Here is a 25,034-nt window from a genome sequence, read left to right as displayed (position 1 = left end):
AGAAAAGATTATGTTGTTATCCGAGCAGTGCTATAAAAAAATCGACCGCGAGTTGGCCAAGTACCCGGCCGACCAGCGCCAGTCGGCCGTGATGGCCGCGCTGGCCCACGCCCAGGTCGAACTGGGCTGGCTGTCGCCCGACACCATGCAGGAAGTCGCCGACTACATCGGCATGCCGGCGATCGCCGTGCAGGAAGTGGCGACCTTCTACAACATGTACAACACCCGCCCGGTCGGCAAGCACAAGATCACCGTGTGCACCAACCTGCCGTGCGCGCTGTCGGGCGGCGAGCGCGCGGCGCACCACCTGATGCAAAAACTCGGCGTCGAATTCCGCGGCACCACCGAAGACGGCCAGTTCACCGTGATGGAAGGCGAATGCATGGGCGCCTGCGGCGACGCGCCGGTCATGCTGGTGAACAACCACCGCATGTGCTCGTTCATGAGCAACGAGAAAATCGACGCCCTGGTTGAAGAATTGAAGGAAGCAAAGCAATGACCAGCCTGCACGACCGTCACATCAACCCGCTGATCCTGAAGGATCTGAACGGCGAAAACTGGCACCTGGAAGACTACGTCAAGCGCGGCGGCTATTCGGCCCTGCGCCGTATCCTCGAGGGTGGCGTCACCCAGGAACAGGTCATTGCCGACCTGAAGGCCTCGGGCCTGCGCGGCCGCGGCGGTGCCGGTTTCCCGACCGGCCTGAAGTGGAGCTTCATGCCGCGCCAGTTCCCTGGCCAGAAATACCTCGTCTGCAACACCGACGAAGGCGAGCCGGGTACGTTCAAGGACCGCGACATCATCCGCTACAACCCGCATGCGCTGATCGAAGGCATGGCCATCGGCGCCTACGCGATGGGCATCACCGTGGGCTACAACTACATCCACGGCGAGATCTTCCAGGAATACCTGCGCTTCGAAGAAGCGCTGGAAGAGGCGCGTGCCGCCGGCTTCCTGGGCGATAACATCATGGGTTCGACGTTCAGCTTCCAGCTGCACGCCGCGCACGGCTACGGCGCCTACATCTGCGGCGAAGAAACCGCACTGCTGGAGTCGCTCGAAGGCAAGAAGGGCCAGCCGCGCTTCAAGCCGCCTTTCCCGGCCTCGTTCGGCCTGTACGGCAAGCCGACCACCATCAACAACACCGAAACCTTCGCCGCCGTGCCGTTCATCATGAACGTCGGCCCCGAGAACTACATGGGCATGGGCAAGCCGAACAACGGCGGCACCAAGATCTTCTCGATCTCGGGCGACGTCGAGCGTCCGGGCAACTACGAGATCCCGCTGGGCACCCCGTTCGCCAAGCTGCTCGAGCTGGCCGGCGGTATGCGCGGCGGCAAGAAGATCAAGGCCGTGATTCCAGGCGGTTCCTCGGCTCCCGTGATCCGCGGCGAAGTCATGATGGAAACCGACATGGACTACGACTCGATCGCGAAGGCCGGTTCGATGCTGGGTTCGGGCGCCGTCATCGTCATGGACGAGACGCGCTGCATGGTCAAGTCGCTGCTGCGCCTGTCCTACTTCTACTACGAAGAGTCCTGCGGCCAGTGCACGCCGTGCCGCGAAGGCACCGGCTGGCTGTACCGCATGGTGCACCGTATCGAAAACGGACAAGGTCGTCCGGAAGATATCGAGCTGCTGAACAATGTTGCGTTCAACATCAAGGGCCGCACGATCTGCGCACTCGGCGAAGCCGCCGCGATGCCGGTCGAGGCCATGATCAAGAACTTCCGTGAGGAATTCATTCATCACATCGAGCACAAGCAATGCCTCGTGCCCGCATACCTTTAAGCCAGGTCAGGTAACGATCAAATGGTTGAAATTGAATTAGACGGCAAAAAAGTCGAAGTCGCACCAGGTTCCATGGTGATGGACGCCGCAAACAAACTCGGGACCTATATCCCGCACTTCTGCTATCACAAGAAACTGTCGATCGCAGCGAACTGCCGCATGTGCCTGGTCGAAGTGGAAAAAGCGCCGAAGCCGATGCCGGCCTGCGCTACCCCGGTCACGCCCGGCATGATCGTGCGCACCCACAGCGACAAGGCCGTGGCCGCGCAGAAGTCGGTCATGGAGTTCCTGCTGATTAACCACCCGCTGGATTGCCCGATCTGCGACCAGGGCGGCGAATGCCAGCTGCAGGATCTGGCCGTCGGCTACGGCAAGAGCAACTCGCGCTACAACGAAGAAAAGCGCGTCGTCACGCCGAAGGAAGCCGGTCCGCTGATCTCGATGGAAGAGATGAGCCGCTGCATCCAGTGCACCCGTTGCGTGCGTTTCGGCCAGGAAGTGGCCGGCGTCATGGAATTCGGCATGCTGGGCCGCGGCGAGCACTCGGAAATCACGACCTTCGTCGGCAAGACCGTCGACTCGGAAGTGTCGGGCAACATGATCGACCTGTGCCCGGTGGGCGCGCTGACCTCGAAGCCTTTCCGTTACTCGGCTCGTCCATGGGAACTGTCGCGCCGTAAATCGGTGTCGCCGCACGACTCGCTTGGCTCGAACCTGATCGTCCAGGTCAAGGGTGGCAAAGTCATGCGCGTGCTGCCGCTGGAAAACGAACACATCAACGAGTGCTGGCTGTCGGACAAGGACCGCTTCTCGTACGAAGCCCTGGACAACGCCGATCGCCTGATCAATCCGATGATCAAGCAGGGCGGCCAGTGGCAGGAAACCGACTGGCAGACGGCGCTGGAATACGTCGCCCACGGCCTGCGCAACATCCGTCACGAACACGGCAACGACAGCATCGCCGCCGTAGCGACCGCGCACTCGACCGTCGAAGAACTATTCCTGCTGAACAAAGCCATGCGCGGCTTCGGCGTGAACGCCGTCGACTTCCGCCTGCGCCAGAGCGACTTCGCCCTGGACGGTTCCGTCACCCCATGGCTGGGCATGCCGATCGCCGAACTGTCGTCGCTCAAGCGCGCCTTCGTCATCGGTTCCTTCCTGCGCAAGGATCACCCGCTGGTCGCCACCCGCCTGCGTACGGCAGTGAAAGGCGGCGCCAAGCTGTCGATCCTGCACGGTTCGGACGAGGACAACCTGATTCCAACCGCGAATAAACTGATCGCCGCGCCGAACGACTGGCTGGCCGTGCTGTCGGAAGTCGTCTCGGCCGTGGCCAGCGCGAAGAACGTCTCGGCCCCTGCCGGTTTCGAGAACGTGCAGGCAGGCGACGTGGCCAAGGCCATCGCTGCCTCGCTGGTCGCGATCGACGGCGACACCCCGGGCGCCGTCCTGCTGGGCAACGCCGCTTCGCACCACCCGCAAGCCTCGAAGATCCACGCCGCCGCGCAGTGGATCGCCGACGCGACGGGCGCCAAGTTCGGTTCCTTCGTGGAAGCCGCGAACACGGTCGGCGGCTACCTGGTCGGCGCGACCAGCAATGCCGACCTGTTCAGCGTACCGAAGAAAGCTTATGTATTGCTTAACGCCGAGCCGGAGCTGGATGCCGCGAATCCGCAGCAAGCCCTGGCCGCACTGAACGGCGCCGAGATGGTCGTCGCCATGTCGCCGTTCAAGCACGGCATGGACTACGCCGACGTGCTGCTGCCGATCTCGCCGTTCACCGAGACCGCCGGCACCTTCGTCAACTGCGAAGGCCGCGCACAGAGCTTCAACGGCACCGTGAAACCGCTGGGCGAGACCCGTCCGGCCTGGAAAGTGCTGCGCGTGCTGGGCAACCTGCTCGGCCTGCAAGGTTTTGACTACGACACCGCCGAATCGATCCGCGACGAAGCGCTGGGCAAGGGCGTGACCGATCTGTCGGGCAAGCTGAACAACGTGGCCAAGCTGGCGCCGACCGCAGCCGCTCGCTCGGAAGAGCAGGGCAGCCTGCAGCGCCTGGCCGACGTGCCGATCTACTTCGCCGACGCCATCGCGCGCCGTTCGGAACCGCTGCTGCGCACGGCCGATGGCCAGCAGCCGCTGGCTCGCCTGCCGAAGGCGCTCGCCGAGAAGCTGGGCGTGGTCGCGGGCGACGTCGTCAAAGTCACGCAAGGCAATGGCAGCGCGCTGCTGGTGGCCGACATCGACGCCCGCCTGCCGGCGAACGTCGTGCGTGTCGCCGCCGCGCACCCGGCCACCGCCACGCTGGGCGCGATGTTCGGCTCGATTAATGTTGAAAAAGCAGGGGAGGGCAAGTAATGGCAACGCCCGGTTTTATCGATAACGTCTACACCGGCGGCGACGCGCTGCTGGGCCCGGTCTGGCCAGTGGCCTGGACCCTGATCAAGATCCTGTGCGTGCTGCTGCCGCTGATGGGCCTGGTCGCTTACGCTACCCTGTGGGAACGTAAGCTGATCGGCTGGATCCAGATCCGCGTGGGTCCGAACCGCGTGGGTCCGATCGGCCTGCTGCAGCCGATCGCCGATGCAGTCAAGCTGCTGCTGAAGGAGATCGTGATCCCGTCGAAGGCGACCACAAAACTCTTCGTGCTGGGCCCGATCATGACCATCATGCCGGCCCTGGCCGCCTGGTCGGTCGTGCCTTTCGGCCCGCAAGCGGCGCTGGCCAACGTCAACGCCGGCCTGCTCCTGCTGCTGGCGATCACCTCGATCGAAGTCTACGGCATCATCATCGCCGGCTGGTCCTCGAACTCGAAGTACTCGTTCATGGGCGCCATGCGCGCCTCGGCCCAGATGATTTCCTATGAAATCCCGATGGGCTTCGTGATGGTCGTGGTGCTGATGGTCTCGGGCAGCCTGAACTTCTCGGACATCGTCGCGGGCCAGGCCGTCGGCATGGCTGCAAGCAATGGCCTGAACTTCCTCTCGTGGAACTGGCTGCCGCTGCTGCCGCTGTTCGTCATCTATTTCGTCTCCGGCCTGGCAGAGTGCAACCGCCACCCGTTCGACGTGGTGGAAGGCGAGTCGGAGATCGTCGCGGGCCACATGGTCGAGTACTCGGGCATGTCCTACGCGATGTTCATGCTGGCTGAATACGCCAACATGATCCTGATCGCAACCCTGGCATCGATCATGTTCCTGGGCGGCTGGCACGCACCGTTCTCGTTCCTCGAGTTCGGCGGCGCCTTCGGCGGCTTCTTCTGGCTGTTCCTGAAGATGTTCCTGCTGGTGTCCATGATGATCTGGGTCCGCGGCACCTTCCCGCGTTACCGCTATGACCAGATCATGCGCCTGGGCTGGAAAGTCTTCATTCCGATCACGCTGGTCTGGCTGGTGCTGGTTGCCGGCGTCATGCAGACGTCCTGGAATATCTGGAAGTAAGGAAGCGCATTCAAATGAACCGAATTAAAGAAATCCTCGGCAGCCTGATGCTGTCCGAGCTGTTCAAGGGGCTGGCCCTGACGGGCCGCTACGCCTTGTCGCGCAAGATCACCGTGCAGTATCCGGAAGAAAAGACGCCGATGTCGAACCGCTTCCGCGGCCTGCACGCGCTGCGCCGCTACCCGAACGGGGAAGAGCGCTGCATCGCCTGCAAACTGTGCGAAGCGGTGTGCCCGGCCATGGCCATCACGATCGAATCGGCGCAGCGCGAAGACGGCACCCGCCGTACCACACGCTACGACATCGACCTGACCAAGTGCATCTTCTGCGGCTTCTGCGAAGAGTCCTGCCCGGTCGACTCGATCGTCGAGACCCACGTGCTGGAATACCACGGCGAAAAGCGCGGCGATCTCTACTACACCAAAGAGATGCTGCTGGCCGTGGGCGACCGCTACGAAGCCGACATCGCCGCCGCCCGCGCGGCCGATGCCAAGTACCGTTAAGAAGAAAAGGTCTCGTACAGTCATGCAATTTACTACTGGATTGTTCTACGTCTTCGCGGCCATCATGGTGCTGTCCGCGCTGCGCGTCATTACCGCGAAGAACCCGGTGCACGCCGCGCTGTTCCTCGTGCTCGCCTTCTTCAACGCGGCCGGCATCTGGCTGTTGCTGAAGGCCGAGTTCCTGGCCATCGTGCTGGTGCTCGTCTACGTCGGCGCCGTCATGGTGCTGTTCCTGTTCGTCGTCATGATGCTCGACATTAATATCGACCGCATGCGCGAAGGCTTCCTCGGCTATGTGCCGCTGGCCTCGATCATCGGCGCCGTCGTCGTCATCGAGATGGCCCTGGTGCTGTGGAATGGCTACAGCGGCTTCGCCCAGACCCCGGAAGCGGCCGCGCTGAACATCGGCGGCACCAAGGAACTGGGCCGCCTGATCTACACCAAGTACATCTACGGCTTCGAAGTGGCCGCCGTGATCCTGCTGGTAGGTATCATTGCCGCCGTCTCGCTGACCCTGCGCAAGCGCAAGGACAGCAAGGCCATCGACCCGGGCGCGGCTGTCCGCGTCAAGCGTAACGACCGCCTGCGCATCGTCAAGATGGAAGCGGTGAACCAGCGCGCCATCGACGAAGCAGCTATTGCAGCCGCTGCAGCGCAGAACAAGGAGCAAACCCCATGACTTTATCGCTCGCACACTACCTGGTCCTGGGCGCGATCCTGTTCGCAATCTCGATCGTGGGTATCTTCCTGAACCGGAAGAACATCATCATCCTGCTGATGGCCATCGAACTGATGCTGCTGGCGGTGAACCTGAACTTCGTCGCGTTTTCCCATTACCTGGGCGACGCGGCGGGGCAGATCTTCGTGTTCTTCATTTTGACCGTCGCGGCCGCCGAATCGGCGATCGGCCTGGCGATCCTGGTGGTCCTGTTCCGCAACCTGGACACGATCAATGTGGAAGACCTCGACAGCCTCAAGGGCTGATCGGTCAGATAAACAATAACGATTAAGGTTCAACATGGCGGGGCAACTCTCTTCCTCAATGTTACTGGCGGTGCCTCTGGCGCCGCTGGCGGGCTCGGCGATTGCCGGCCTGCTTGGTACCAAGTTCCTTGGTAACGTGGTCGGCCGCAAGGTCTCCCACACGGCAACCATCCTCGGCGTCCTGATTGCCCTGATCATCTCGGTGCAGACCCTGATGGCGGTGCTGGACGGCGCTAGCTTCAACCAGGACATCTACACCTGGATGCAGGTCGGTACCGTGAAACTGGCGGTCGGCTTCCAGATCGACACGCTGTCGGCAATGATGATGTGCGTCGTGACCTCCGTGTCGCTGATGGTCCACATCTACACGATCGGCTACATGGCCGAGGACGAAGGCTACAACCGCTTCTTCTCGTACATCTCGCTGTTCACCTTCTCGATGCTGATGCTGGTCATGTCGAACAACTTCCTGCAGCTGTTCTTCGGCTGGGAAGCGGTGGGCCTGGTGTCGTATCTGCTGATCGGCTTCTGGTACACCCGTCCGACCGCGATCTTCGCCAACATGAAGGCCTTCCTGGTCAACCGCGTCGGCGACTTCGGCTTCATCCTCGGTATCGGCCTGCTGCTGGCCGCCTCGGGCACCATGCACTACGGCGAAACCTTCGCCCAGGCCGACAAGCTGGTCGGCATGACGGTCCCTGGCATCGGCTGGCCGCTGCTGACCGCCGCCTGCATCTGCCTGTTCATCGGCGCGATGGGTAAATCCGCGCAGTTCCCGCTGCACGTCTGGCTGCCGGACTCGATGGAAGGCCCGACCCCGATCTCGGCACTGATCCACGCCGCAACGATGGTTACCGCCGGCATCTTCATGGTGTCGCGCATGTCGCCGCTGTTCGAGCTGTCGGACGGTGCGCTGTCCTTCATCATCGTCATCGGCGCCATCACCGCGCTGTTCATGGGCTTCCTGGGCATCATCCAGAACGACATCAAGCGCGTCGTCGCGTACTCGACCCTGTCGCAGCTGGGCTACATGACCGTCGCTCTGGGCGCCTCGGCATATTCCGTGGCCGTGTTCCACCTGATGACCCACGCGTTCTTCAAGGCACTGCTGTTCCTGGGCGCCGGTTCGGTCATCATCGGCATGCACCACGACCAGGACATGCGCAACATGGGCGGCCTGCGCAAGTACATGCCGATCACCTGGATCACCTCGCTGCTCGGCTCGCTGGCCCTGATCGGTACTCCGTTCTTCGCCGGTTTCTACTCGAAGGACTCGATCATCGAAGCGGTGCACGCCTCGAACATCCCGGGCGCCGGCTTTGCCTACTTCGCCGTGCTGGCAGGCGTGTTCGTCACCGCCTTCTACTCGTTCCGCATGTACTTCCTGGTGTTCCACGGCGAGTCGCGCTGGAACCATCCGGTGGCGCATAGCCACGGTCACGATTCGGACGCGCACAACGAGGAAGACGAGCACGCCGATGCGCACGGTGACGACCATCACCACCATGGCCTGCAGCCTGGCGACAAGCCGCACGAGTCGCCGCTGGTCGTAACCCTGCCGCTGGTGCTGCTGGCGATCCCTTCGGTGATCATCGGTTTCCTGGCCATCGGCCCGATGCTGCACGGCGACTTCTTCAAGGGCGTCATCACGGTCGGCGAAAACCACCCGGCGATGGAAGTCCTGCGCGAAGAGTTCCACGGCGCGGTCGGCATGGCCACCCACGGTCTCACCACGGCACCGTTCTGGCTGGCACTGGCCGGCGTGGCACTGGCCTACTACTGCTACATGATCAACCCGCGCGTTCCAGCCTGGTTCTACGACAAGTTCAAGTTCCTGCACACCCTGCTGGATAACAAGTACTACATGGACAAGTTCAACCAGGCGGTCTTCGCCGGCGGCGCACGCGCAGTCGGTACCGGCCTGTGGAAGGGCGGCGACCGCGCGCTGATCGACGGCCTGCTGGTCAACGGTTCGGCCAAGCTGGTCGGCTGGTTCTCGATGATCACCCGTACTTTCCAGACGGGTTACATCTATCACTACGCGTTCGTGATGATCGTGGGCGTCATGGCGACCCTGCTGTACTTCTTCCCGTTCTGGCGCTAATCACAGGCAAAGAAAAAGACAAATGATGCAGTCTACGATCTCTACATTTCCTCCTTACCTGAGCCTGGCTATCTGGCTCCCGATCCTGTTCGGCGTGCTCGTGCTCGCCGTGGGACGCGACAAGAACGCGGGCTTTGTCCGCCTGCTGTCGCTGGTCGGCGCGGTCGTCAGCTTCCTGCCGACGATTCCGCTGATCACGAACTTCGACAACGCCGCCCATGGCATGCAGTTCTATGAAGCCACGCCGTGGATCGGCGCCTTCAACATCTTCTACCGTCTCGGTGTGGATGGCCTGTCGCTGTGGTTCATTCCGCTGACGGCCTTCATCAACATCATCGTGATCGTGGCGGCATGGGAAGTGATCCAGGAACGCGTGTCGCAGTACATGGGCTCCTTCCTGCTGCTGTCGGGCCTGATGATCGGCGTGTTCGCCTCGCTCGACGGCCTGCTGTTCTACTTCTTCTTCGAAGCGACCCTGATCCCGATGTTCATCATCATCGGCGTCTTCGGCGGCCCGAACCGCGTGTACGCGGCGTTTAAATTCTTCCTGTACACGTTCTTCGGCTCGCTGCTGACCCTGGTCGCGATCATCTACCTGTACAACGTCTCGGGCACCTTCGACATCCAGAAGTGGCACGTCCAGCCGCTGGGCATGAAGGAACAGATCCTGATCTTCATCGCCTTCTTCATGGCCTTCGCCGTGAAAGTGCCGATGTGGCCGGTGCACACCTGGCTGCCGGACGCCCACGTGGAAGCGCCGACCGGCGGTTCCGTCGTGCTGGCCGCGATCATGCTGAAGCTGGGCGCCTACGGTTTCCTGCGTTTCTCGCTGCCGATCACCCCGGACGCCTCGCACTACCTGGCGCCGGTCGTCATCGCGCTGTCGCTGATCGCCGTGATCTACATTGGTCTCGTAGCCCTGGTCCAGAAGGACATGAAGAAACTGGTCGCCTACTCGTCGATCGCCCACATGGGTTTCGTCACCCTCGGCTTCTTCATCTTCAACGACATGGGCGTGCAGGGCGGCCTGATGCAGTCGATCTCGCACGGCTTCGTGTCGGGCGCGATGTTCCTCTGCATCGGCGTGCTGTATGACCGCGTCCACTCGCGCGAAATCGCCGACTACGGTGGGGTCGTCAACACGATGCCGAAGTTCGCCGCCTTTGCCGTGCTGTTCTCGATGGCGAACGCCGGCCTGCCGGCCACCTCGGGCTTCATCGGCGAATTCATGGTCATCCTGGGTTCGGTGCAGTTCAACTTCTGGACCGGCCTGGCCTCGGGCACCGCGCTGATCCTGGGCGCCGCCTACTCGCTGTGGATGGTCAAGCGCGTCGTGTTCGGTCCGATCGGCAACCAGCACGTCGCCGAGCTGGTCGACCTGAACAAGCGCGAATTCGCGATCCTGGCCGTGCTCGCCATCGCCACGCTGTACATGGGCCTGTATCCAGCGCCGATCGCCGAGACGCTGCAAACCTCGGTGGCCGACCTGCTGCAGCACGTTTCCGTGAGCAAGCTCCCGCAGCTGCCTCAATAAATCGACATCAACGCCATGAACAACACTTTATTACCGGCAGTCGACACCAACCTGGTGCCGGTCTACGCCGAAATCTTCCTGCTGATCGCGGCTTCCGCGATCCTGCTGATCGACATGTATTTAAAAGGGTCGCGCCGCAACGTGACCTACTGGCTGTCGCTGCTGACCCTGGTCGGTTGCGCCGTCTTCAGCTGGGCCGACTACAACGCCGGCACCACCGTCTACACGTTCAACAACATGTACGTGTCGGACCCGATGTCGAACCTGTTGAAACTGTTCACCTATCTCGCGGTGGGCGTCACCCTGGTGTATTCGCGCCAGTACGCGACCGAGCGCGGCATGCTCTCGGGTAACCTGGGCGGCGAGTTCTACGTGCTCGCGCTGTTCTCGATGCTGGGCCAGATGATCATGATCTCGGGTAACAGCATGCTGTCGATCTACCTGGGCCTGGAACTGATGTCGCTGTCGCTGTACGCGCTGGTGGCACTGCGCCGCGACCACGCGATCTCGACCGAAGCGTCGATGAAGTACTTCGTGCTGGGTTCGCTGGCATCGGGCTTCATGCTCTACGGTATCTCGATGATCTACGGCGCCACCGGTTCGCTCGACCTGAACGAAATCGCCGCCCGCGCCGCCACCGGCGCCAACAGCACGATCCTCGTGTTCGGCCTGGTGTTCCTGGTGGCCGGCATGGCCTTCAAGCTGGGCGCCGTGCCCTTCCACATGTGGGTGCCCGACGTCTACCAGGGTTCGCCGACCGCCGTGACCCTGCTGCTGGGCGGCGCGCCGAAGCTGGCATCGTTCGCCATGGTGCTGCGCATCCTGGTCGAGGGTCTCGGCCAGATGGCCTACGACTGGCAGCAGATGCTGCTGGTGCTGGCCGTGCTGTCGCTGGCAATCGGTAACCTGACCGCGATCGCCCAGACCAACATCAAGCGCATGCTGGCCTACTCGACGATCGCCCAGATGGGCTTCGTGCTGCTGGGCATGCTGGCCGGCGTGGTGGGCGAGGACCGCTCGAACATGGGCGCTGCCTACAGCTCGGCCATGTACTACTCGATCACCTACGTGCTGACCACGCTGGGCGCCTTCGGCCTGATCATGATGCTGGCGCGTTCGGGCTTCGAAGCCGAGCAGATCGCCGACTTCAAGGGCCTGGGCCGCCGCAGCCCATGGTTCGCCGTCGTGATGACCATCCTGATGTTCTCGCTGGCCGGCGTGCCGCCGATGATGGGCTTCATGGCCAAGTGGGCAGTGCTGCAAGCGGTCGCCAACACCGGCGCCGTCTGGCTGGCTGTGGTCGCGGTGATGTTCTCGCTGATCGGCGCCTTCTACTACCTGCGCGTCGTCAAGACGATGTGGTTCGACGAAGCGGCCGATACCTCGCCGATCGTCACCCATGGCGACATGCGCGTGGCGCTGTCGATCAACGGTATCATGGTCGTGCTGCTGGGCCTGATCCCGGGCACCTTGCTGAGCGCCTGCCTGCAGGCCATGCAGCTGACCCTCAAGTCCTGAGATGGACGTCTCGTTCGCAGGCTGGATCGTGGTTGTCGTGGCCTTGTTGGCCGCCAACCTCCCGTTTGCGAACGAGCGCGTGTTCGGCTTCATCTCCCTGAAGCCAGCGCAAACCGGCCAGGTGCGCCGCAAGCCCTTCGTGGCGCGCCTGCTCGAGCTCCTTGTTTTATACTTCCTCGTCGGCCTCGTCGGCTACCTGCTCGAATCCCGCATCGGCAACGTGTTTGCCCAGGGCTGGGAATTCTATGCGGTGACCGGCTGCCTGTTCCTCGTGCTGGCGTTTCCGGGCTTTGTTTTCAAATACCTGCGTAAGCGCCGCTGATTTCAATCACCGCTTTACTCGGGAGTCCAATGGATTCGCAACACCTGAAGGAAGTTCGCCTCGACGGCGAAGTCGCCTACGACGGCAAATTCCTCAAAGTCTCGCGCGACCGCATTCAACTGCCGGACGGCAAAGTCACCCACCGCGAATACATCCGCCATCCGGGCGCCGTGGTGATCCTGCCGTTGCTCGACGACGGCCGCGTGCTGCTCGAGCGCCAGTTCCGTTACCCGAACGACCGTGTCTTCATCGAATTCCCGGCCGGTAAAATCGATCCGGGCGAAGGCCACCTGGACTGCGCCAAGCGCGAGCTGGTCGAGGAGACCGGCTACACCGCCACCGACTGGCGTTTCGTCTGCACCATCCACAATGCGATCGCGTATTCCGACGAGCACCTGGAACTGTTCCTGGCGCGCGGCCTGACCGCGGGCGAGGCCAAGCTGGACGAAGGCGAGTTCCTCGAAATCTTCACGGCCACCGTGCCGGAACTGATGGAGATGGTGAAGTCGGGAGAGATCACCGACGTCAAGACCATCATCGGCGCCTTCTGGCTGGAAAAGATCGTCAACGGGACCTGGTCGCCAAGCCCGGTTTGAATCCATGAAGCTGCTGGCCGCGCTCGTCTTGCTGTGCGCGCTTGCACCCGCGCCTGCGCCGGCGAGCGCGCGCACCGCCTTCCAGGCGCGCTGCGAGGACACGATCGGACAAAGCGTCTCGGTCATGAGCTCGAAGCAGAACGGCTACCGCATCGACCATACGTACTCGTATCACGGCCTGTCGGCGATGAAGGGCAATCGCACGCCGGGCAGCTATGTGCTGGGCCTGACCCGTACCGCCTCGCAGGTCGGCATCAAGGTCGAGGGCCGTATGCTGACCGATCCGGCCAGCGGCTACGAATGCGTGGCGCCGCGGCTGGAAGTCAATCTGTACTACCTGCCGATCGTCGTCTACATCGGGCGCGAATTCCCGGCGCATACCTGCTCGTACCGCCATATCCTGGCGCACGAATTGCGCCACCGCGACATCTACCTGAACTATCTGCCGCAAGCCGAGAAAGTGATTGCCGCCGCCCTGGCGCGCCGCTTCGACCGCAAGCCGCTGTATGCGCCGCGCGGCCAGGCGCGCAGCCTCCTGCAGCGCGAAATCGACAGCGGCTGGATGCCTTTCATTAAAAACGAGATGGCGAAGGTCGAGCGTTTACAGGCTGCAATCGATACGCCGCAAGAATACGCCCGTCTCGGCAAAGTTTGCGCAGGTGAGGTACAGTCTCTTATCAGACCGGCAAAGAGTAAACGAAACACATGAATTCACAGGCACCACGCTATTTCGCGCTGATTCCCGCCGCCGGCGTCGGAGCGCGCATGGCCGCGAGCGGTCCCAAGCAATACCTGAAAATCGGCGGCAAGCCGATGCTGCGTCATGCCATCGACGCCTTCCTGTTCAGCGAACTGATTGCGCACACCTACGTCGTGGTCAGCCCCGACGATCCGATCATCGACAGCGTCGTACCGAGCCACGGCGTGACCGTGCTGCGCTGCGGCGGGGCGACCCGCATGGAGTCGGTGCAGAACGGCCTCGCGGCCCTGAGCCCGACGCTGCGCGAGAACGACTGGGTGCTGGTGCACGACGCGGCGCGGCCGGGACTGGACGACGCCCTGATCGAAAAGCTGATCACCCAGACCGGCGAACACCCGGTCGGTGGCCTGCTGGCCCTGCCGGTGGTCGACACCGTCAAGCGCAGCATTGCCGGCGAACTCGGCACCGTCTCGCGCGAAGGACTGTGGCTGGCGCAGACGCCGCAGATGTTCCGCTATAAACTGCTGCGCGACGCGCTGGCGGCCGCACGCGACCCGAACCAGATCACCGACGACGCCTCCGCCGTCGAGGCGCTCGGCCTGTCGCCGAAACTGGTCGAGGGCCATCCGCGCAACATGAAGGTGACGCTGCCGCAAGACGTGCGCATCGCCGAAATGTACCTGGCCACGACCCAACCCGAATTACTGTAAGCACACCATGGCACTCGCATCCTACAACCCGACCCCACCGTTTCGCATCGGCACCGGCTATGACTGCCACCGCCTGGTCGAAGGGCGCAAGCTGATCGTCGGCGGCGTGACCATCCCGCATCGCCTCGGCCTGTTCGGCCATTCCGACGCCGACGTGCTGCTGCACGCGATCATCGACGCCTTGCTGGGCGCGGCCGCGCTGGGCGACATCGGCAAGCATTTCCCGGACACCGACCCGATGTTCGCCGGCGCCGACTCGCGCGTCCTGCTGCGCGAAGCCGCCACCCGCGTCGTCGCCACCGGCTACACGATCGGCAATGTCGACGCCACCATCATCGCCCAGCAGCCGAAGATGGCGCCGCACATCCCGCACATGGTCTCGCGCATTGCCGAAGACCTGGGCGTGTCGCCACAGCAGGTGAACATCAAGGCCAAGACCAACGAGAAGCTTGGTTACTTGGGCCGGGAAGAGGGCATGGCTGCTGAAGCGATTGCCATGCTGATTCGCGCCGGCAGCTAAGATCTCGTCGTACAGGGAGGACGACCTCCCCCCATTCCGGGAACCAGTGTCGGGACGGCCCGCTTTTCAAGGAGCGCCGTCATGGCCTGGATCTTGTTGTTTGTCGCCGGAATATTCGAAGTCGTATGGGCTTATTCGATGAAGCAGTCGGAGGGGTTCACACGGCTATGGCCGTCCATCGTCACCGGTGTCATGATGGTGGCCAGCTTCGCCTGCCTGTCCGTCGCGATGCGCAGCATTCCCCTCGGTACCGCGTACACGATCTGGACCGGCATCGGCGCGGTCGGCGCCTTCGTCGTCGGGGTCGTCCTGCTGGGCGAGCAGCTCAATCCGACCCGCATCCTGGCCGCCGTGCTGATCGTCTGCGGCCTGGTGCTGATGAAGCTGTCGTCGCAGTAACACGCTCCGCGAGCGCCGGTCCGCTCCGGCCCGGCTCAGTGGAACATTCTCGCCGCCGCGAAGGCCACTCCGGCAACGGCCGTCGCGGTGCCGAGGAACCACTTGATCAAGGTCGATTCGAGCTGGGCGACGTCGGCCCTGGTGGCCCCGTTCTGCGCCAGGACGTCCGCGATGGTTTCGATTTTTGCCAGGCGCACATCGACGGAGCGCATCTCCCTGCGGCACTCGTCGCCAAAACTTTCCAGCCGCGCGATTCTTGGTTCCATGTCGTCGTCTCCGCGTGATGAAGCGGTGTGGGTAAAATTGCGCGGCGCAGAACTGGCCGGCCCGGCGCCGCGTGCCTGTGGCCGTCTTGCCGCGGCCGTGTTCGTGGTGTGCTCATGCATTCTGTGCGTTTCTTTCGTGGCTGGTTCCGGTGAGATCAATCGTGCGTCTTGGGTGCACCCAGGACGCACGCCCGCTACCTATGCTTCGACCAGAAAGATTTCGTTCCGATCCCTGCCTTTCTTTGTGCGACATCATCAGTTCGATATCTCGCGTCCCGGACCGACATCGAGGGGCTGCCAGCAAGGCCGGCGGTTCGTTGTTAAACTCTCATTCCAGTTCCGCATGCGGATGCGGCAAACAACAATAACGGGACGATGATGAGCACCCAAACCGAGATGTCGCCACGTGCCGCCTGGCTCCTGATCCTGGCCGCCAGCGCGATTCTGATGATCACCATGGGCGCGCGCCTGACCACGGGCCTGTTCCTGTCGCCGCTGAACACGTCCACCGGCCTAGGCGTGGCGACGATCAGCTTCGCGCTGGCCGTGGGCCAGTTCATGTGGGGCGCCTCGCAGCCGGTCTTTGGCGCCATTGCCGACAAGTACGGCCCGGCGCGCGTGATCGTGCTCGGCGCGCTGCTGCTGGCCGGCGGCCTCGCCGCCACGCCTTTCGTCAGTTCGGAATGGGGCCTGCTGCTGACCATGGGCGTGCTCTCGGCAGCGGGCGCGGGCGCCGGCAGCTTCTCGATCCTGATCGGCGCCACCGCCCAGCGCCTGCCGGCGGCGCGCCGTCCGTTTGCCTCCGGCTTCATCAATGCCGGCGGCTCCTTCGGCCAGTTCGTGTTCTCGCCGCTGATGCAGTTCCTGATCGCCGGCCCCGGCTGGATCATCGCCATGCTGAGCATGGCCGCCACCACCTTGCTGACGATTCCCCTGGCCTGGCTGATGCGCGGCCGCAAAGCCGCGCAGCCGACGGTGGCTGCGGCCGGTGCGGCGCCGGTGGTTGCGCAGGTCGCCCACCTTGGCCTGACCCAGCAGCTGCGCGAAGCGATGCGCGATCGCAGCTACCTGTGCCTGCATGCCGGCTTCTTTACCTGCGGTTTTCATATTGCCTTTCTCGTGACCCACTTACCCGGGGAAGTTGCCCTTTGCGGTCTACCGGTCGGCGTGGCGGGCACGGCGCTCGGCCTGATCGGCCTCTTCAACATCGCCGGCAGCCTGACGGCCGGCGCGCTGTCGACACGCTATCGGATGAAGAACCTGCTGGCCCTGATGTACTTCAGCCGTGCGCTGATCATCATTGCGTATCTGCTGGCGCCGAAGACCGCGCTGACCTTCTACATACTCGCCGCCGCGCTCGGCTTTACCTGGCTGGCGACGGTGCCGCCGACGGCCGGCCTGGTCGGCAAACTGTTCGGCACGCGCTATCTGGCGACCCTGTTCGGCCTGACCCTGCTGTCGCACCAGATCGGCGGCTTCTTCGGCGCCTGGCTGGGCGGCCTGGCCTTCGTCCGCTTCGGCGATTACAGCTGGATGTGGTACGCCGACATCGCGCTGGCGCTGGCGGCGGCTTTGGTCAACCTGCCGATCCGCGAAGCGCCGGTGGCGCGCGGCGCCGCGCTGGCCAAGGCGTAACAGGTGGCGCGCGACAGCTGGGCCTACCGCGAGGTGGCCGTGCATTCCGTGCCTGACCCGCGCACGGGCCGGCTGCGCATCGCGCCGATGCCGGGCCAGGCCTTCGCGCCGACGACGCGGGTGCAGTGCGCAAGCTCCTTGCGCGACCCGGCGCAATATCCGGCCGGCACAGTCTTTCTGCTCAATGCCAAGCTGACCGACCGCCTCGGCGGCGAGCCTTTCCTGTACGCCTGGCACGGCGATCCGGTGCAGGTGCTGAGCGCAGCCCAGGCAAGAAAATTCCTAGCTGCATTCCGGCGTGGGCGCATCTGAAAGAGGCACGCGCACGCGCCTCCGGGAAAGTGGTTACCATCAAGTTTTGCAAACGAAGAAAGAGGGGAAGGCATGGCATCGAAGAAAATCGCAATCGTCGTAGGCAGCCTGCGCAAGGATTCGTACAGCGGCAAGCTGGCCAAGGTGATGACGCAGCTGGCGGAAGGCAAGCTCGACATGGAAGTCGTCGAGATCCGCGACCTGCCGCTGTACGACCAGGACATCGATACCGAAACGCCGCCGCCGGCCTACACGGCCTTCCGCGAGCGGATTCGCGCCGCCGACGGCGTACTCTTCATCACGCCCGAATACAACCGTTCGATGCCGGGCGCGCTGAAGAATGCGATCGACGTCGGCTCGCGTCCCTACGGCAAGGCGGCCTGGAGCGGCAAGCCCTGCGCCATCGTCAGCCAGTCGCCGGGCGCGCTGGGCGGCTTCGGCGCCAACCACCACCTGCGCCAGACCCTGCCTTTCCTGAACATGCCGGCCATGCCCGCACCGGAAGCCTATCTCGGCGGTATCGCCGACAAGTTCGACGGCGACCACCTGAAGGACGAGTCGCTGCGCGGCTTCCTGCAAACCTTCGTCGACACCTTCGCCGCCTGGGTCGAGCGCCACGCCGGCTGAGCACTTTGCCGTGAAAAGGCCCCGTATCCGCGCTGTCGGGTACGGGGCCTTTCTCTTTTTCACCTTCCTTTTCACACTTGCGCACCTTTGAGCAAGCGCAAATGCGGGACATGCTGCTGCCCTAGCCTTGAGGCTTCGCGCGGAAGACGCCCCTCCTGCGCCAAGCAGGGCGGCGCCGGCGAAACATGGATTACTCCTAAAACACTTACCCATGAATGAGGCAACGCATGTATCCATTTTCCCAATCGGTAACCCCGGCGGTGCGTACCCACCTGGACGCGCAGACCGCCTTCATGAACGACATGTCGAAGTCGCTGTTCCAGTCCTTCCAGCAGATGTGCAACCTGAACATCCAGCTCGTCCAGACGCTGCTCGAGGAAACGGCGCTGGCCGGCCAGCAGATCCTGACCGCCGACCGCCAGACCGAGGTGCTGAGCGCGGCCGCGTCGCGTGCCCAGCCCACCACCGAAAAGCTGCGCGCCTACCAGCAGCACATCTCGCGCCTGGCGGCCGACGCCCAGGTGGAGCTGGCGCGCGTGACCGAAGAGCACGTGCAGACCACGACCCGCACCGCGCGCCAGCTGGCCGACGAGGTGGCACGTACCGCGTCCGAAGAAACCCAGCGCGGCCTGCGCCAGGGCCAGGACACCCTGCAACGTTTCGTCGATCCTTTCGCGGCCGGTAATGGTCAGGACCGCGGCCAGGACCGCGCCCAGGGCAGCGCCGGTACGCAGGGCGCGGGCGTGGCGCAGCCTGGCAACATCCAGCGCCCGGACGGCTCCCAGGCCAGCAAGACCGCGCACTGAGGACGGCCCGGCCGGGTTCAGCCGCCGTTCTCGTCCAGGCGCTCGCGCTCGAGCCGCTCTTTCATGGCCGCCACGTCGGCCATGAAATCGTCGACGCTGGCGTCGGGGGTGGCGCGCATCTCGGGCGGCAGCAGGACCGACATGTAGAGTTCGTCGGCCAGGCGGCCGTTGCGCTGCTCGTTGCTGATCAGGACCAGGCCCGAGCCGAGCAGGGCCAGCGCCGCGCAGACCAGCGCGTGGCGCCGGCGCGGCTCGGGTTTCACCGTCGTCAGGTGAAAATAGACCATGCCGGCCACCAGCGCGATCGCCACGTGCGAGCCATAGCGGGTGAACACCTCGATCGACCAGGCATAGCCGACGGCGCTCGAGACCAGGCGGAACAGCATCAGGGCGGCAACGCCGCTGCCGAAGATGAACAGGTGGCGCCCCAATCGCGCGTGGCGTCCAAACAGGCGGTTACCAAGCGCCCACAGGCCGCTCCAGACCAGGCCGGCGCCCAGGCCGTAGGCCAGCGCCAGCAGGTAGCGGAAGGGCCGGTAGGCCTGGGTATCGGCCAGCCACATGGTGAACAGCGCCACCAGCGCGATCAGCACCGTGCCGGCCAGGCCGGGCAGGGCGCCTTCCCAGCCGTGCATGGTGCGGTCGCGTACTTCGGGCGGCACCGGGAAATCGGCGGCGCGGATGCGCAGCGTCGTGTGGCCGAGGCGGACCACCGTGTTGCCGCTTAGCGGCAGGCGTTCGCTGCGCTTGCCTGCATGCACCACGCCGTTGCGCGTGCCGAGGTCGCGCAGCAGCAGGCTGCCGTCCTCGCCCGCCTCGACCAGCGCGTGGTGGGCGGCCGCATAGGCGTCGTCGAGGATGTAGTCGTTGTCGTAGCCGCGGCCGATGCGGATCGGCAGGCTGTCCACCCGATGCCGGTGCAGCACGTCACCGTTGCGCGCGAGGGTTTCGATGAACCATGGCCCTTTCATAGGCGCTTCACTGTAGCTTCCCGCTGCGCCCGAGCGCATTCAGGAAGGCGCGGGCGACGCGCATGCCGTTATCGTAGGACACGCCGGACACGTCGAGCCGGCTTTGCAGGCTGGCCTGGGCATCGTCGGTACTAGCCGTGAGCAGGGTGAAGTTGTACAGCCCGGGAAACTTGCGGTAGGCCCGGACGCAGGTGACGGCGCGCAGCGGCAGGTTGTTGGTCCGCACGTAGCGTTCGCTGCAGAGCGGACCGGTCAGGCGCACGTCGCGCGTACGGCCGAGCCGGTCGAGGCCGAACTGGCTGCTGGCCAGGGCGGCGAAGCGCAGCGGATGCAGGTTCACCGAACGCAGGTACTGGTGGCTCATCGCCACCTGGCCGGTCTGCTGGGTGTCCGATACATAGATCGCCGATTCCATCGCACAATTGAGCGTGTCGGAGCTGAAGGAAGCTTCCGCCATCGCGTTCGAGCGGCCCCAGCAGCGCACCTGGCCGGACTCGCGCACCGGCACCCGGTAGGGCCCCATGTTCTTGATCGAGAGCGGCGAATCGAGCAGGCGCCCGACCATGGCGCGTTGGTGCGCCAGCAATTGCTCGGCGATGAGGGGATTGAAGTCTTTCGGCGCCACTCGCTGGTTGGCGACCCGGCGCAGCAATTCCTGGGCATACTTCACCGGCACCAGGAAGCTGACCGCCTCGCCATCCCTCCGCTTCGAGACATTAATCCCGGCCACCGTCCCGCTCGAGGTCACGCTCGGCCCGCCGCTCATGCCCGAATTGATCGGGCCGCTGAAGATCAGCTGGTCGTAGAAGCTGCGGCTGACCACGCCGTTGTAGGCGCCTTCGGAAATGGCGAAGCCCAGGTCGAGGGGATTGCCGAGCGAGTACAGGTCCTGGCCCTGGATCAGTTTTACCGGCTTTTCGGGGACGATGAAGAAGCCGCTGCCGTTGCGGTTCACGCGCAGCACGGCCAGGTCGTGCAGCACGTCCACGGCCAGCAATTCGACCGGGCCGTGCTCGCCGTTGGTGTCGACGAATTCGCCGGCATATACCTCGGGGTCGAGCGCCATCTGCGAGACCACGTGGTAATTCGTCAGCACCAGCTTGCTGGTGCCGACCAGGAAGCCCGAGCCCACCGTCGACTGGGTGCGGCCGTTTTTGAGCAGCATGCGGATCTGCAGCAGGTCGGCCTGGGCCGAGGAATACAGTTGCTGCGCGGCCGAGGAGGGCGGCGGCAGGGTGGTGGTGGTATCGAGTTCGCCGGGACCGGGAGCGGGCGGGGTGGCGCCGGGCGGCGTGGCGGGCGGCAAGGCGGGTGGAATGGCAGCGGGCGGCGCTTCCGGCTTGGCCGCCTGCGCCGCGGCCGCGCGGACGCGTGCGGGGTGGGCGCCGGCCGGCGCGGTGGCGCCGGCGTGGCTGCTCAGGAATACACCGAGAATAAGGCTGGCGGCAGCTTTCATGGCAGTGGCGACTGCGCGGGCGAAGCCACCTGCACCTCAGCAGTCAGACGAGCGATTGGTTATCGCTATCTTGCCACCACACTAAGTTATCTGCAGAACGTTACAGTTCGCCATCTTCGGCAACCGCTGCCGACGGGGTGCTCATCATGTGGCCGAGCTTGGCCTGCTTGGTGTCGAGGTAACCCGTGTTGAAGGCATTCCGGTTGACCAGCAGCGGCACCCGTTCCGTCACCTCGATGCCCAGGCGCGCCAGGGCGTCGATCTTGCGCGGATTATTGGTCATCAGCTTGACCTGCCTGATGCCGAATTGTTCCAGCATCGGCAGGCACAGTTCGTAGTTGCGGGCGTCGGCATGGAAGCCGAGCTGCAGGTTGGCCTCGACCGTGTCGGCGCCGGCTTCCTGCAGGCGGTAGGCGCGGATCTTGTTCACCAGGCCGATGCCGCGGCCTTCCTGGCGCAGGTAGAGCAGCACGCCGCGGCCTTCGGCGGCGATACGCTTCAGGGCGCCCTCGAGCTGGGCGCCGCAGTCGCAGCGCTGCGAGAACAGCACGTCGCCGGTCAGGCATTCCGAGTGCACGCGCGCCAGCACCGGTTCGCCGTTGCCGATGTCGCCCAGGGCCATGGCCAGGTGTTCCTTGCCGGTCGCATGTTCGACAAAGGCGTGCAGCGTGAACTGGGCCCAGGGAGTGGGCAGTGCGCAGGACGTGACGTAGTCGAGCAGGGGAGCGGCGGACGTTGCGGTGTTGGACATGCTGTGTTCTGGTGCGGTTGGATGTAACCAGTAAGTATAAGAGAAATCGGCCGCGGCCGTGCGGCCGATGGCCGTGCCGGTCGCTGCGCGCCCCGGCGCATGGTACTCTTGCACCATAGTAAATAGGTAGTAAATGAGCTGATGCGCATGGACCGTTCTACATCAACATCCCAGCCGACCCCGGCGGCTGCCACCGCACGCAAGCCGGCCCGGCACGGCCTGGGCACCTGGCTGGCGCTGGCCTTCTCGCTGCTGTCCATCATCCTGACCGTGCTCATGGTCGAGGTGGTGGACGTGGCCGCCACCGGGCAGATCGAGGCCAGCATCGGCCAGGGCCTGCGCGAACTGGCGGTGCAGACGGCCGACAAGCTCGAACGCGGCATGTACACGCGCTACCGCGAGGTGCGGCTGCTGGCCCAGCGGCGCGACCTGGCGCCCGCGACCAACGACCTGGCCGAGCGCCGGGCCGTGCTCGACAGCATCAAGCAATCCTACGAATTCTACGACTGGATCGGCATGGCCGGACTCGACGGGCGGGTGCAGGTCGCCGCCGGCGGCCTGCTGGAGGGCGCCGACGTGTCGCAGCGGCCCTGGTTCGGCAACGCTCTCAAGGGCATCCACGTCGGCGACGTGCACGAGGCGGTGCTGCTGGCCAAGCTGCTGCCGCGCCAGGAGGGCGAACCGCGCCGCTTCGTCGACGTCGCCTTCCCCTACAAGGATGCGCAGGGCAAGACCATCGGCGTGCTCGGCGCCCACCTGTCCTGGCAATGGGCGCGCTCGATCGAGCGCTCCGTGATCGCGCCGCTTTCCAAACGCGGCAAGGTCGACGCGCTAATCATCGGCAACAACGGCACCGTGCTGCTGGGCCCAAGCAATCTGCAGGGCAAAAAGCTCGATCTCGCCAGCCTGCGCGCGGCCCAGCGCCAGGATGCCGGCTACCTGGTCGAGCGCTGGCCCGACGGCACCTCCTATCTGGTGGGGTTCAGCCGCGGCCGCGGCTTCGAATCCTATCCAGGCCTGGGCTGGACCGTGCTGGTGCGCCAGGCCGAGCTCGATGCCTACGCCCCCGCCCGGGACCTGCGCCGGCGCGCCCTGTTCAGCGGCCTGGCGCTGGCGGCGCTGTTTTCCATCGCCGGCGTGGTGCTGGCGCGCTACATCACGCGTCCGCTGGGCCGCCTGGTGAGCGAGGCCGAGCGCATCCGCGGCGGCGAAAACGTGCCGCTGGTGTCGGGCCGCGGCAGCTACGTCGAGGTCGAGACCCTGTCCGCGACCCTGAATGCGCTGCTGAGCGACCTGCGCCAGCGCCGCCACGAACTGAAGGGCGCGAACGCCACGCTGGAAGCGCGCGTCGAAGCGCGCACGCGCGAACTGGAACAGGCCCTGGTCGCCGTCCGCGCCAGCGAGCAGCGCATCGGCGCCATCGTCGAGGCGGCCCAGGATGCCTTCGTGGGCGTCGACCTGCGCGGCCTGGTCACCGACTGGAACAGCGCCGCCGAGCGCATGTTCGGCTGGAAGCGTTCCGAAGTGCTGGGCTGGCCGATGCCGGAACTGATCGTGCCCGAACGCTTCCGCCCCAGCACCTACAAGGCGATCGAGATGGTGCGCGCGACCGGCTATAGCCCGCTGCTCGAGCGCCGCGTCGAACGGCTGGTGATCGACCGCCAGGGCGTCGAGTTCCCTATCGAGATGACGGCCGGGCTGGCCAGCGGCGGCGAGGGCAGCTTCTTTGCCGTCTTCCTGCACGACATCTCCGAGCGCCGCAAAGTCGAAAAGCTGAAAAGCGAATTCGTGGCGACCGTTTCGCACGAACTGCGCACCCCGCTGACTTCGATCCGCGCCTCGCTCTCGATGCTGGCTGACGGCATCGCCGGCGACCTGCCGCCCGACGTCGCCGGCCTGGTCATGATCGCCCACGACAGCTGCGAACGCCTGGTGCGCCTGGTGAACGACGTGCTCGACATCCAGAAGATCGAGGCCGGCAGCATGGAATTCGAACGCCACGCCCAGCCGCTGCTGCCGGTGGCCGAGCACGCGCTGGCCGGGATGCAGGGCTACGCCGGCCAGCTGGGCGTGACCTTGCAGCTCGAGTGCGAGGAGGCGGCGCACGCGTTGTCGGCCGCGATCGACCACGACCGCCTGGTGCAGGTACTGACCAACCTGCTGTCGAACGCGATCAAGTTCTCGCCGCGCGGCGGCCGCGTGACGCTGGCGCTTTGCCTGCACGCGGGCCGCGCGCGCCTGTCGGTGCGCGACCAGGGCGGCGGCATCCCTGAAGCCTTCCAGCCGCGCGTGTTCCAGCGCTTCGCCCAGGCCGACGGCGCCGATACTCGCCAGAAAGGCGGCACGGGCCTGGGCCTGTCGATCAGCAAGAGCCTGGTCGAGGAGCATGGGGGGCAGATCAGTTTCGAGACGGCGCCGGGTGCCGGGACGACCTTCCACGTCGATTTGCCGCTGGCGCCGTCTGCTTGAGGTGCGCTCCTGCAGCGTTATGGCATGAGATGCGCCGGCAGAGAGCACTATTTACAACGCGCGTACATGAACGATGGGCGCGGTTCGGATCCGAGGTTGGGTAATACGCTATGCCGTTCGAGCCGGCCTTCTCTGACGAACCCGGCTTTTTCCAATACGCGCGCAGATGCGAGGTTCTCTGTGTCACACGTGGCCTGCACACGAACGCACTCCGGGAGCGTCAAGGCGACGTCGCTCAGCACAACGATCGCTTCTTTCATGAGACCGGCTCCCCAGCATGATCGCTGCAAGACGTAGCCAAGGTCGATGCCGTTCGGGAGGAAGCGTGCTTCCAGCATGCCTATGGGAATACTATCGTCTTCGCGCCGGGTCAGGACATATGGACGGCGCTGTCCGCTGGCCCAGCCCTGCATGCAAGACGAAATGAACGCCTCGGTTTCGCTCAATGACTGATGTGGACGCCAGACGAGATACCGCGCAACGTCGAAGTCCTGCGTATAGGCTTCAAAAATGGGCTTCGCATCGGATGCGCGCGGCTTTCTTAAACTGAGCCTTTGCGACTGAATGAATTCTGGAAGCACGATCGGCATGCAAGACCTTGTGTTTTTTATTAATGCATC

26 protein-coding genes are annotated in these 25,034 nt (G+C 64.4%); 21 read left to right on the top strand and 5 right to left on the bottom strand.

Annotated features, from left to right (window positions below):
• Positions 1–10: 10 nt before the first annotated feature.
• From nuoE to ACFPQ5_RS14070, 16 genes are read left to right on the top strand one after another with little or no spacing between them, the layout of a single operon-like run.
• The gene (nuoE, locus tag ACFPQ5_RS14145; protein WP_379756638.1) at positions 11–499 is read left to right on the top strand and encodes an NADH-quinone oxidoreductase subunit NuoE; all 489 of its coding nucleotides are present in this window, start codon (positions 11–13) and stop codon (positions 497–499) included.
• Complete coding sequence (nuoF, locus tag ACFPQ5_RS14140; RefSeq protein WP_379756635.1) at positions 496–1,791, top strand: NADH-quinone oxidoreductase subunit NuoF; 1,296 nt, start codon at positions 496–498, stop codon at positions 1,789–1,791. The genes nuoE and nuoF overlap by 4 nt, the downstream gene beginning before the upstream one ends.
• Positions 1,792–1,812: 21 nt before the next feature.
• Entirely contained in the window at positions 1,813–4,149 is a 2,337-nt protein-coding gene (gene nuoG / locus ACFPQ5_RS14135; protein WP_379756632.1) for an NADH-quinone oxidoreductase subunit NuoG, read from the top strand.
• Positions 4,149–5,231, top strand: a complete 1,083-nt coding sequence (gene nuoH, locus ACFPQ5_RS14130) for an NADH-quinone oxidoreductase subunit NuoH (protein WP_379756629.1) — start codon at positions 4,149–4,151, stop codon at positions 5,229–5,231. Before nuoG ends, nuoH begins: the two co-directional genes overlap by 1 nt.
• Positions 5,232–5,245: 14 nt before the next feature.
• On the top strand, positions 5,246–5,734 hold the full coding sequence (gene nuoI / locus ACFPQ5_RS14125; RefSeq protein WP_136218556.1) for an NADH-quinone oxidoreductase subunit NuoI: 489 nt from the start codon (positions 5,246–5,248) through the stop codon (positions 5,732–5,734).
• A gap of 22 nt (positions 5,735–5,756) precedes the next feature.
• Positions 5,757–6,413 carry an NADH-quinone oxidoreductase subunit J gene (locus tag ACFPQ5_RS14120; protein WP_379756625.1) on the top strand — a complete coding sequence of 219 codons (657 nt, stop codon included), beginning with the start codon at positions 5,757–5,759 and terminating at the stop codon, positions 6,411–6,413.
• Positions 6,410–6,718 carry an NADH-quinone oxidoreductase subunit NuoK gene (gene nuoK, locus ACFPQ5_RS14115; protein ID WP_136218558.1) on the top strand — a complete coding sequence of 103 codons (309 nt, stop codon included), beginning with the start codon at positions 6,410–6,412 and terminating at the stop codon, positions 6,716–6,718. The genes ACFPQ5_RS14120 and nuoK overlap by 4 nt, the downstream gene beginning before the upstream one ends.
• Positions 6,719–6,752: 34 nt before the next feature.
• The gene (nuoL, locus tag ACFPQ5_RS14110) at positions 6,753–8,822 is read left to right on the top strand and encodes an NADH-quinone oxidoreductase subunit L (protein WP_379756622.1); all 2,070 of its coding nucleotides are present in this window, start codon (positions 6,753–6,755) and stop codon (positions 8,820–8,822) included.
• A 22-nt stretch (positions 8,823–8,844) separates the two neighbouring features.
• A complete protein-coding gene (locus ACFPQ5_RS14105; RefSeq protein ID WP_379756619.1) occupies positions 8,845–10,356 on the top strand; it encodes an NADH-quinone oxidoreductase subunit M in 1,512 nt (503 codons plus the stop codon).
• A gap of 15 nt (positions 10,357–10,371) precedes the next feature.
• Positions 10,372–11,874 (top strand): NADH-quinone oxidoreductase subunit NuoN, encoded by a 1,503-nt coding sequence (gene nuoN / locus ACFPQ5_RS14100; RefSeq protein WP_379756616.1) that lies wholly within the window; start codon positions 10,372–10,374, stop codon positions 11,872–11,874.
• 1 nt (position 11,875) lies between these two features.
• Entirely contained in the window at positions 11,876–12,196 is a 321-nt protein-coding gene (locus ACFPQ5_RS14095; RefSeq protein WP_379756613.1) for a DUF2818 family protein, read from the top strand.
• Between the two features lie 29 nt (positions 12,197–12,225).
• Complete coding sequence (locus tag ACFPQ5_RS14090; RefSeq protein ID WP_379756610.1) at positions 12,226–12,792, top strand: NUDIX domain-containing protein; 567 nt, start codon at positions 12,226–12,228, stop codon at positions 12,790–12,792.
• A gap of 4 nt (positions 12,793–12,796) precedes the next feature.
• On the top strand, positions 12,797–13,501 hold the full coding sequence (locus tag ACFPQ5_RS14085; protein WP_379756607.1) for a hypothetical protein: 705 nt from the start codon (positions 12,797–12,799) through the stop codon (positions 13,499–13,501).
• Positions 13,498–14,202, top strand: coding sequence for a 2-C-methyl-D-erythritol 4-phosphate cytidylyltransferase (ispD, locus tag ACFPQ5_RS14080; RefSeq protein ID WP_379756604.1), 705 nt, complete (start codon positions 13,498–13,500; stop codon positions 14,200–14,202). The genes ACFPQ5_RS14085 and ispD overlap by 4 nt, the downstream gene beginning before the upstream one ends.
• Before the next feature lie 7 nt (positions 14,203–14,209).
• Positions 14,210–14,722 carry a 2-C-methyl-D-erythritol 2,4-cyclodiphosphate synthase gene (gene ispF / locus ACFPQ5_RS14075; protein ID WP_136218566.1) on the top strand — a complete coding sequence of 171 codons (513 nt, stop codon included), beginning with the start codon at positions 14,210–14,212 and terminating at the stop codon, positions 14,720–14,722.
• 33 nt (positions 14,723–14,755) lie between these two features.
• A complete protein-coding gene (locus ACFPQ5_RS14070; protein ID WP_465263135.1) occupies positions 14,756–15,121 on the top strand; it encodes a DMT family transporter in 366 nt (121 codons plus the stop codon).
• A 35-nt stretch (positions 15,122–15,156) separates the two neighbouring features.
• On the opposite strand, the gene ACFPQ5_RS14065 is transcribed toward ACFPQ5_RS14070, so the two are convergent.
• Positions 15,157–15,387, bottom strand: a complete 231-nt coding sequence (locus tag ACFPQ5_RS14065; protein ID WP_379756596.1) for a hypothetical protein — start codon at positions 15,385–15,387, stop codon at positions 15,157–15,159.
• Between the two features lie 375 nt (positions 15,388–15,762).
• Here ACFPQ5_RS14065 and ACFPQ5_RS14060 point away from each other — a divergent pair, with 375 nt between their 5' ends.
• From ACFPQ5_RS14060 to ACFPQ5_RS14045, 4 genes are all read left to right on the top strand, one after another.
• Entirely contained in the window at positions 15,763–17,022 is a 1,260-nt protein-coding gene (locus tag ACFPQ5_RS14060) for an MFS transporter (RefSeq protein WP_379756593.1), read from the top strand.
• A 3-nt stretch (positions 17,023–17,025) separates the two neighbouring features.
• On the top strand, positions 17,026–17,334 hold the full coding sequence (locus tag ACFPQ5_RS14055; protein ID WP_379756590.1) for a hypothetical protein: 309 nt from the start codon (positions 17,026–17,028) through the stop codon (positions 17,332–17,334).
• A gap of 72 nt (positions 17,335–17,406) precedes the next feature.
• Positions 17,407–17,961, top strand: coding sequence for an NADPH-dependent FMN reductase (locus tag ACFPQ5_RS14050; RefSeq protein WP_379756587.1), 555 nt, complete (start codon positions 17,407–17,409; stop codon positions 17,959–17,961).
• 227 nt (positions 17,962–18,188) lie between these two features.
• Entirely contained in the window at positions 18,189–18,767 is a 579-nt protein-coding gene (locus ACFPQ5_RS14045; protein WP_379756583.1) for a phasin family protein, read from the top strand.
• Between the two features lie 17 nt (positions 18,768–18,784).
• Here the strand turns inward: ACFPQ5_RS14045 and ACFPQ5_RS14040 are convergent, their stop codons facing one another.
• The 3 genes from ACFPQ5_RS14040 to ribA all read right to left on the bottom strand — a co-directional run bounded on the left by ACFPQ5_RS14040 (position 18,785) and on the right by ribA (position 21,945).
• Positions 18,785–19,738, bottom strand: coding sequence for an FHA domain-containing protein (locus ACFPQ5_RS14040; RefSeq protein WP_379756580.1), 954 nt, complete (start codon positions 19,736–19,738; stop codon positions 18,785–18,787).
• A gap of 7 nt (positions 19,739–19,745) precedes the next feature.
• On the bottom strand, positions 19,746–21,194 hold the full coding sequence (locus ACFPQ5_RS14035; RefSeq protein ID WP_379756577.1) for a S1 family peptidase: 1,449 nt from the start codon (positions 21,192–21,194) through the stop codon (positions 19,746–19,748).
• Positions 21,195–21,294: 100 nt separating this feature from the next.
• Positions 21,295–21,945 carry a GTP cyclohydrolase II gene (gene ribA / locus ACFPQ5_RS14030; RefSeq protein ID WP_379756574.1) on the bottom strand — a complete coding sequence of 217 codons (651 nt, stop codon included), beginning with the start codon at positions 21,943–21,945 and terminating at the stop codon, positions 21,295–21,297.
• 147 nt (positions 21,946–22,092) lie between these two features.
• Between ribA and ACFPQ5_RS14025 the strand changes: the two genes are divergently transcribed.
• On the top strand, positions 22,093–24,414 hold the full coding sequence (locus ACFPQ5_RS14025) for an ATP-binding protein (RefSeq protein WP_379756571.1): 2,322 nt from the start codon (positions 22,093–22,095) through the stop codon (positions 24,412–24,414).
• Positions 24,415–24,461: 47 nt separating this feature from the next.
• Here ACFPQ5_RS14025 and ACFPQ5_RS14020 read toward each other — a convergent pair whose 3' ends face one another.
• The gene (locus tag ACFPQ5_RS14020; protein WP_379756568.1) at positions 24,462–25,004 is read right to left on the bottom strand and encodes a GNAT family N-acetyltransferase; all 543 of its coding nucleotides are present in this window, start codon (positions 25,002–25,004) and stop codon (positions 24,462–24,464) included.
• Positions 25,005–25,034: the final 30 nt, after the last annotated feature.

Origin of the sequence: Massilia suwonensis (assembly GCF_042655665.1) — a bacterium.
Lineage (GTDB): Bacteria > Pseudomonadota > Gammaproteobacteria > Burkholderiales > Burkholderiaceae_D > Telluria > Telluria suwonensis.
Note: the sequence above shows the minus strand (reverse complement) of the source record. Positions and strands in the feature narration are given on the sequence as shown.

Bases quoted from the DNA above. Each gene is read 5' to 3' on its own strand.
- ACFPQ5_RS14020 (WP_379756568.1), bottom strand. From the start codon at position 25,004: ATGCCGATCGTGCTTCCAGAATTCATTCAGTCGCAAAGGCTCAGTTTA.
- ACFPQ5_RS14090 (WP_379756610.1), top strand. From the start codon at position 12,226: ATGGATTCGCAACACCTGAAGGAAGTTCGCCTCGACGGCGAAGTCGCC.
- ACFPQ5_RS14105 (WP_379756619.1), top strand. From the start codon at position 8,845: ATGATGCAGTCTACGATCTCTACATTTCCTCCTTACCTGAGCCTGGCT.
- ACFPQ5_RS14035 (WP_379756577.1), bottom strand. From the start codon at position 21,194: ATGAAAGCTGCCGCCAGCCTTATTCTCGGTGTATTCCTGAGCAGCCAC.
- nuoN (WP_379756616.1), top strand. From the start codon at position 10,372: ATGAACAACACTTTATTACCGGCAGTCGACACCAACCTGGTGCCGGTC.
- nuoF (WP_379756635.1), top strand. From the start codon at position 496: ATGACCAGCCTGCACGACCGTCACATCAACCCGCTGATCCTGAAGGAT.
- ACFPQ5_RS14085 (WP_379756607.1), top strand. From the start codon at position 12,797: ATGAAGCTGCTGGCCGCGCTCGTCTTGCTGTGCGCGCTTGCACCCGCG.
- nuoK (WP_136218558.1), top strand. From the start codon at position 6,410: ATGACTTTATCGCTCGCACACTACCTGGTCCTGGGCGCGATCCTGTTC.
- nuoI (WP_136218556.1), top strand. From the start codon at position 5,246: ATGAACCGAATTAAAGAAATCCTCGGCAGCCTGATGCTGTCCGAGCTG.
- nuoL (WP_379756622.1), top strand. From the start codon at position 6,753: ATGGCGGGGCAACTCTCTTCCTCAATGTTACTGGCGGTGCCTCTGGCG.
- nuoG (WP_379756632.1), top strand. From the start codon at position 1,813: ATGGTTGAAATTGAATTAGACGGCAAAAAAGTCGAAGTCGCACCAGGT.
- ACFPQ5_RS14040 (WP_379756580.1), bottom strand. From the start codon at position 19,738: ATGAAAGGGCCATGGTTCATCGAAACCCTCGCGCGCAACGGTGACGTG.
- ACFPQ5_RS14120 (WP_379756625.1), top strand. From the start codon at position 5,757: ATGCAATTTACTACTGGATTGTTCTACGTCTTCGCGGCCATCATGGTG.
- ACFPQ5_RS14060 (WP_379756593.1), top strand. From the start codon at position 15,763: ATGATGAGCACCCAAACCGAGATGTCGCCACGTGCCGCCTGGCTCCTG.
- ispD (WP_379756604.1), top strand. From the start codon at position 13,498: ATGAATTCACAGGCACCACGCTATTTCGCGCTGATTCCCGCCGCCGGC.
- ACFPQ5_RS14045 (WP_379756583.1), top strand. From the start codon at position 18,189: ATGTATCCATTTTCCCAATCGGTAACCCCGGCGGTGCGTACCCACCTG.
- ACFPQ5_RS14025 (WP_379756571.1), top strand. From the start codon at position 22,093: ATGGACCGTTCTACATCAACATCCCAGCCGACCCCGGCGGCTGCCACC.
- nuoH (WP_379756629.1), top strand. From the start codon at position 4,149: ATGGCAACGCCCGGTTTTATCGATAACGTCTACACCGGCGGCGACGCG.
- ribA (WP_379756574.1), bottom strand. From the start codon at position 21,945: ATGTCCAACACCGCAACGTCCGCCGCTCCCCTGCTCGACTACGTCACG.
- ACFPQ5_RS14050 (WP_379756587.1), top strand. From the start codon at position 17,407: ATGGCATCGAAGAAAATCGCAATCGTCGTAGGCAGCCTGCGCAAGGAT.
- ispF (WP_136218566.1), top strand. From the start codon at position 14,210: ATGGCACTCGCATCCTACAACCCGACCCCACCGTTTCGCATCGGCACC.
- ACFPQ5_RS14095 (WP_379756613.1), top strand. From the start codon at position 11,876: ATGGACGTCTCGTTCGCAGGCTGGATCGTGGTTGTCGTGGCCTTGTTG.
- nuoE (WP_379756638.1), top strand. From the start codon at position 11: ATGTTGTTATCCGAGCAGTGCTATAAAAAAATCGACCGCGAGTTGGCC.
- ACFPQ5_RS14065 (WP_379756596.1), bottom strand. From the start codon at position 15,387: ATGGAACCAAGAATCGCGCGGCTGGAAAGTTTTGGCGACGAGTGCCGC.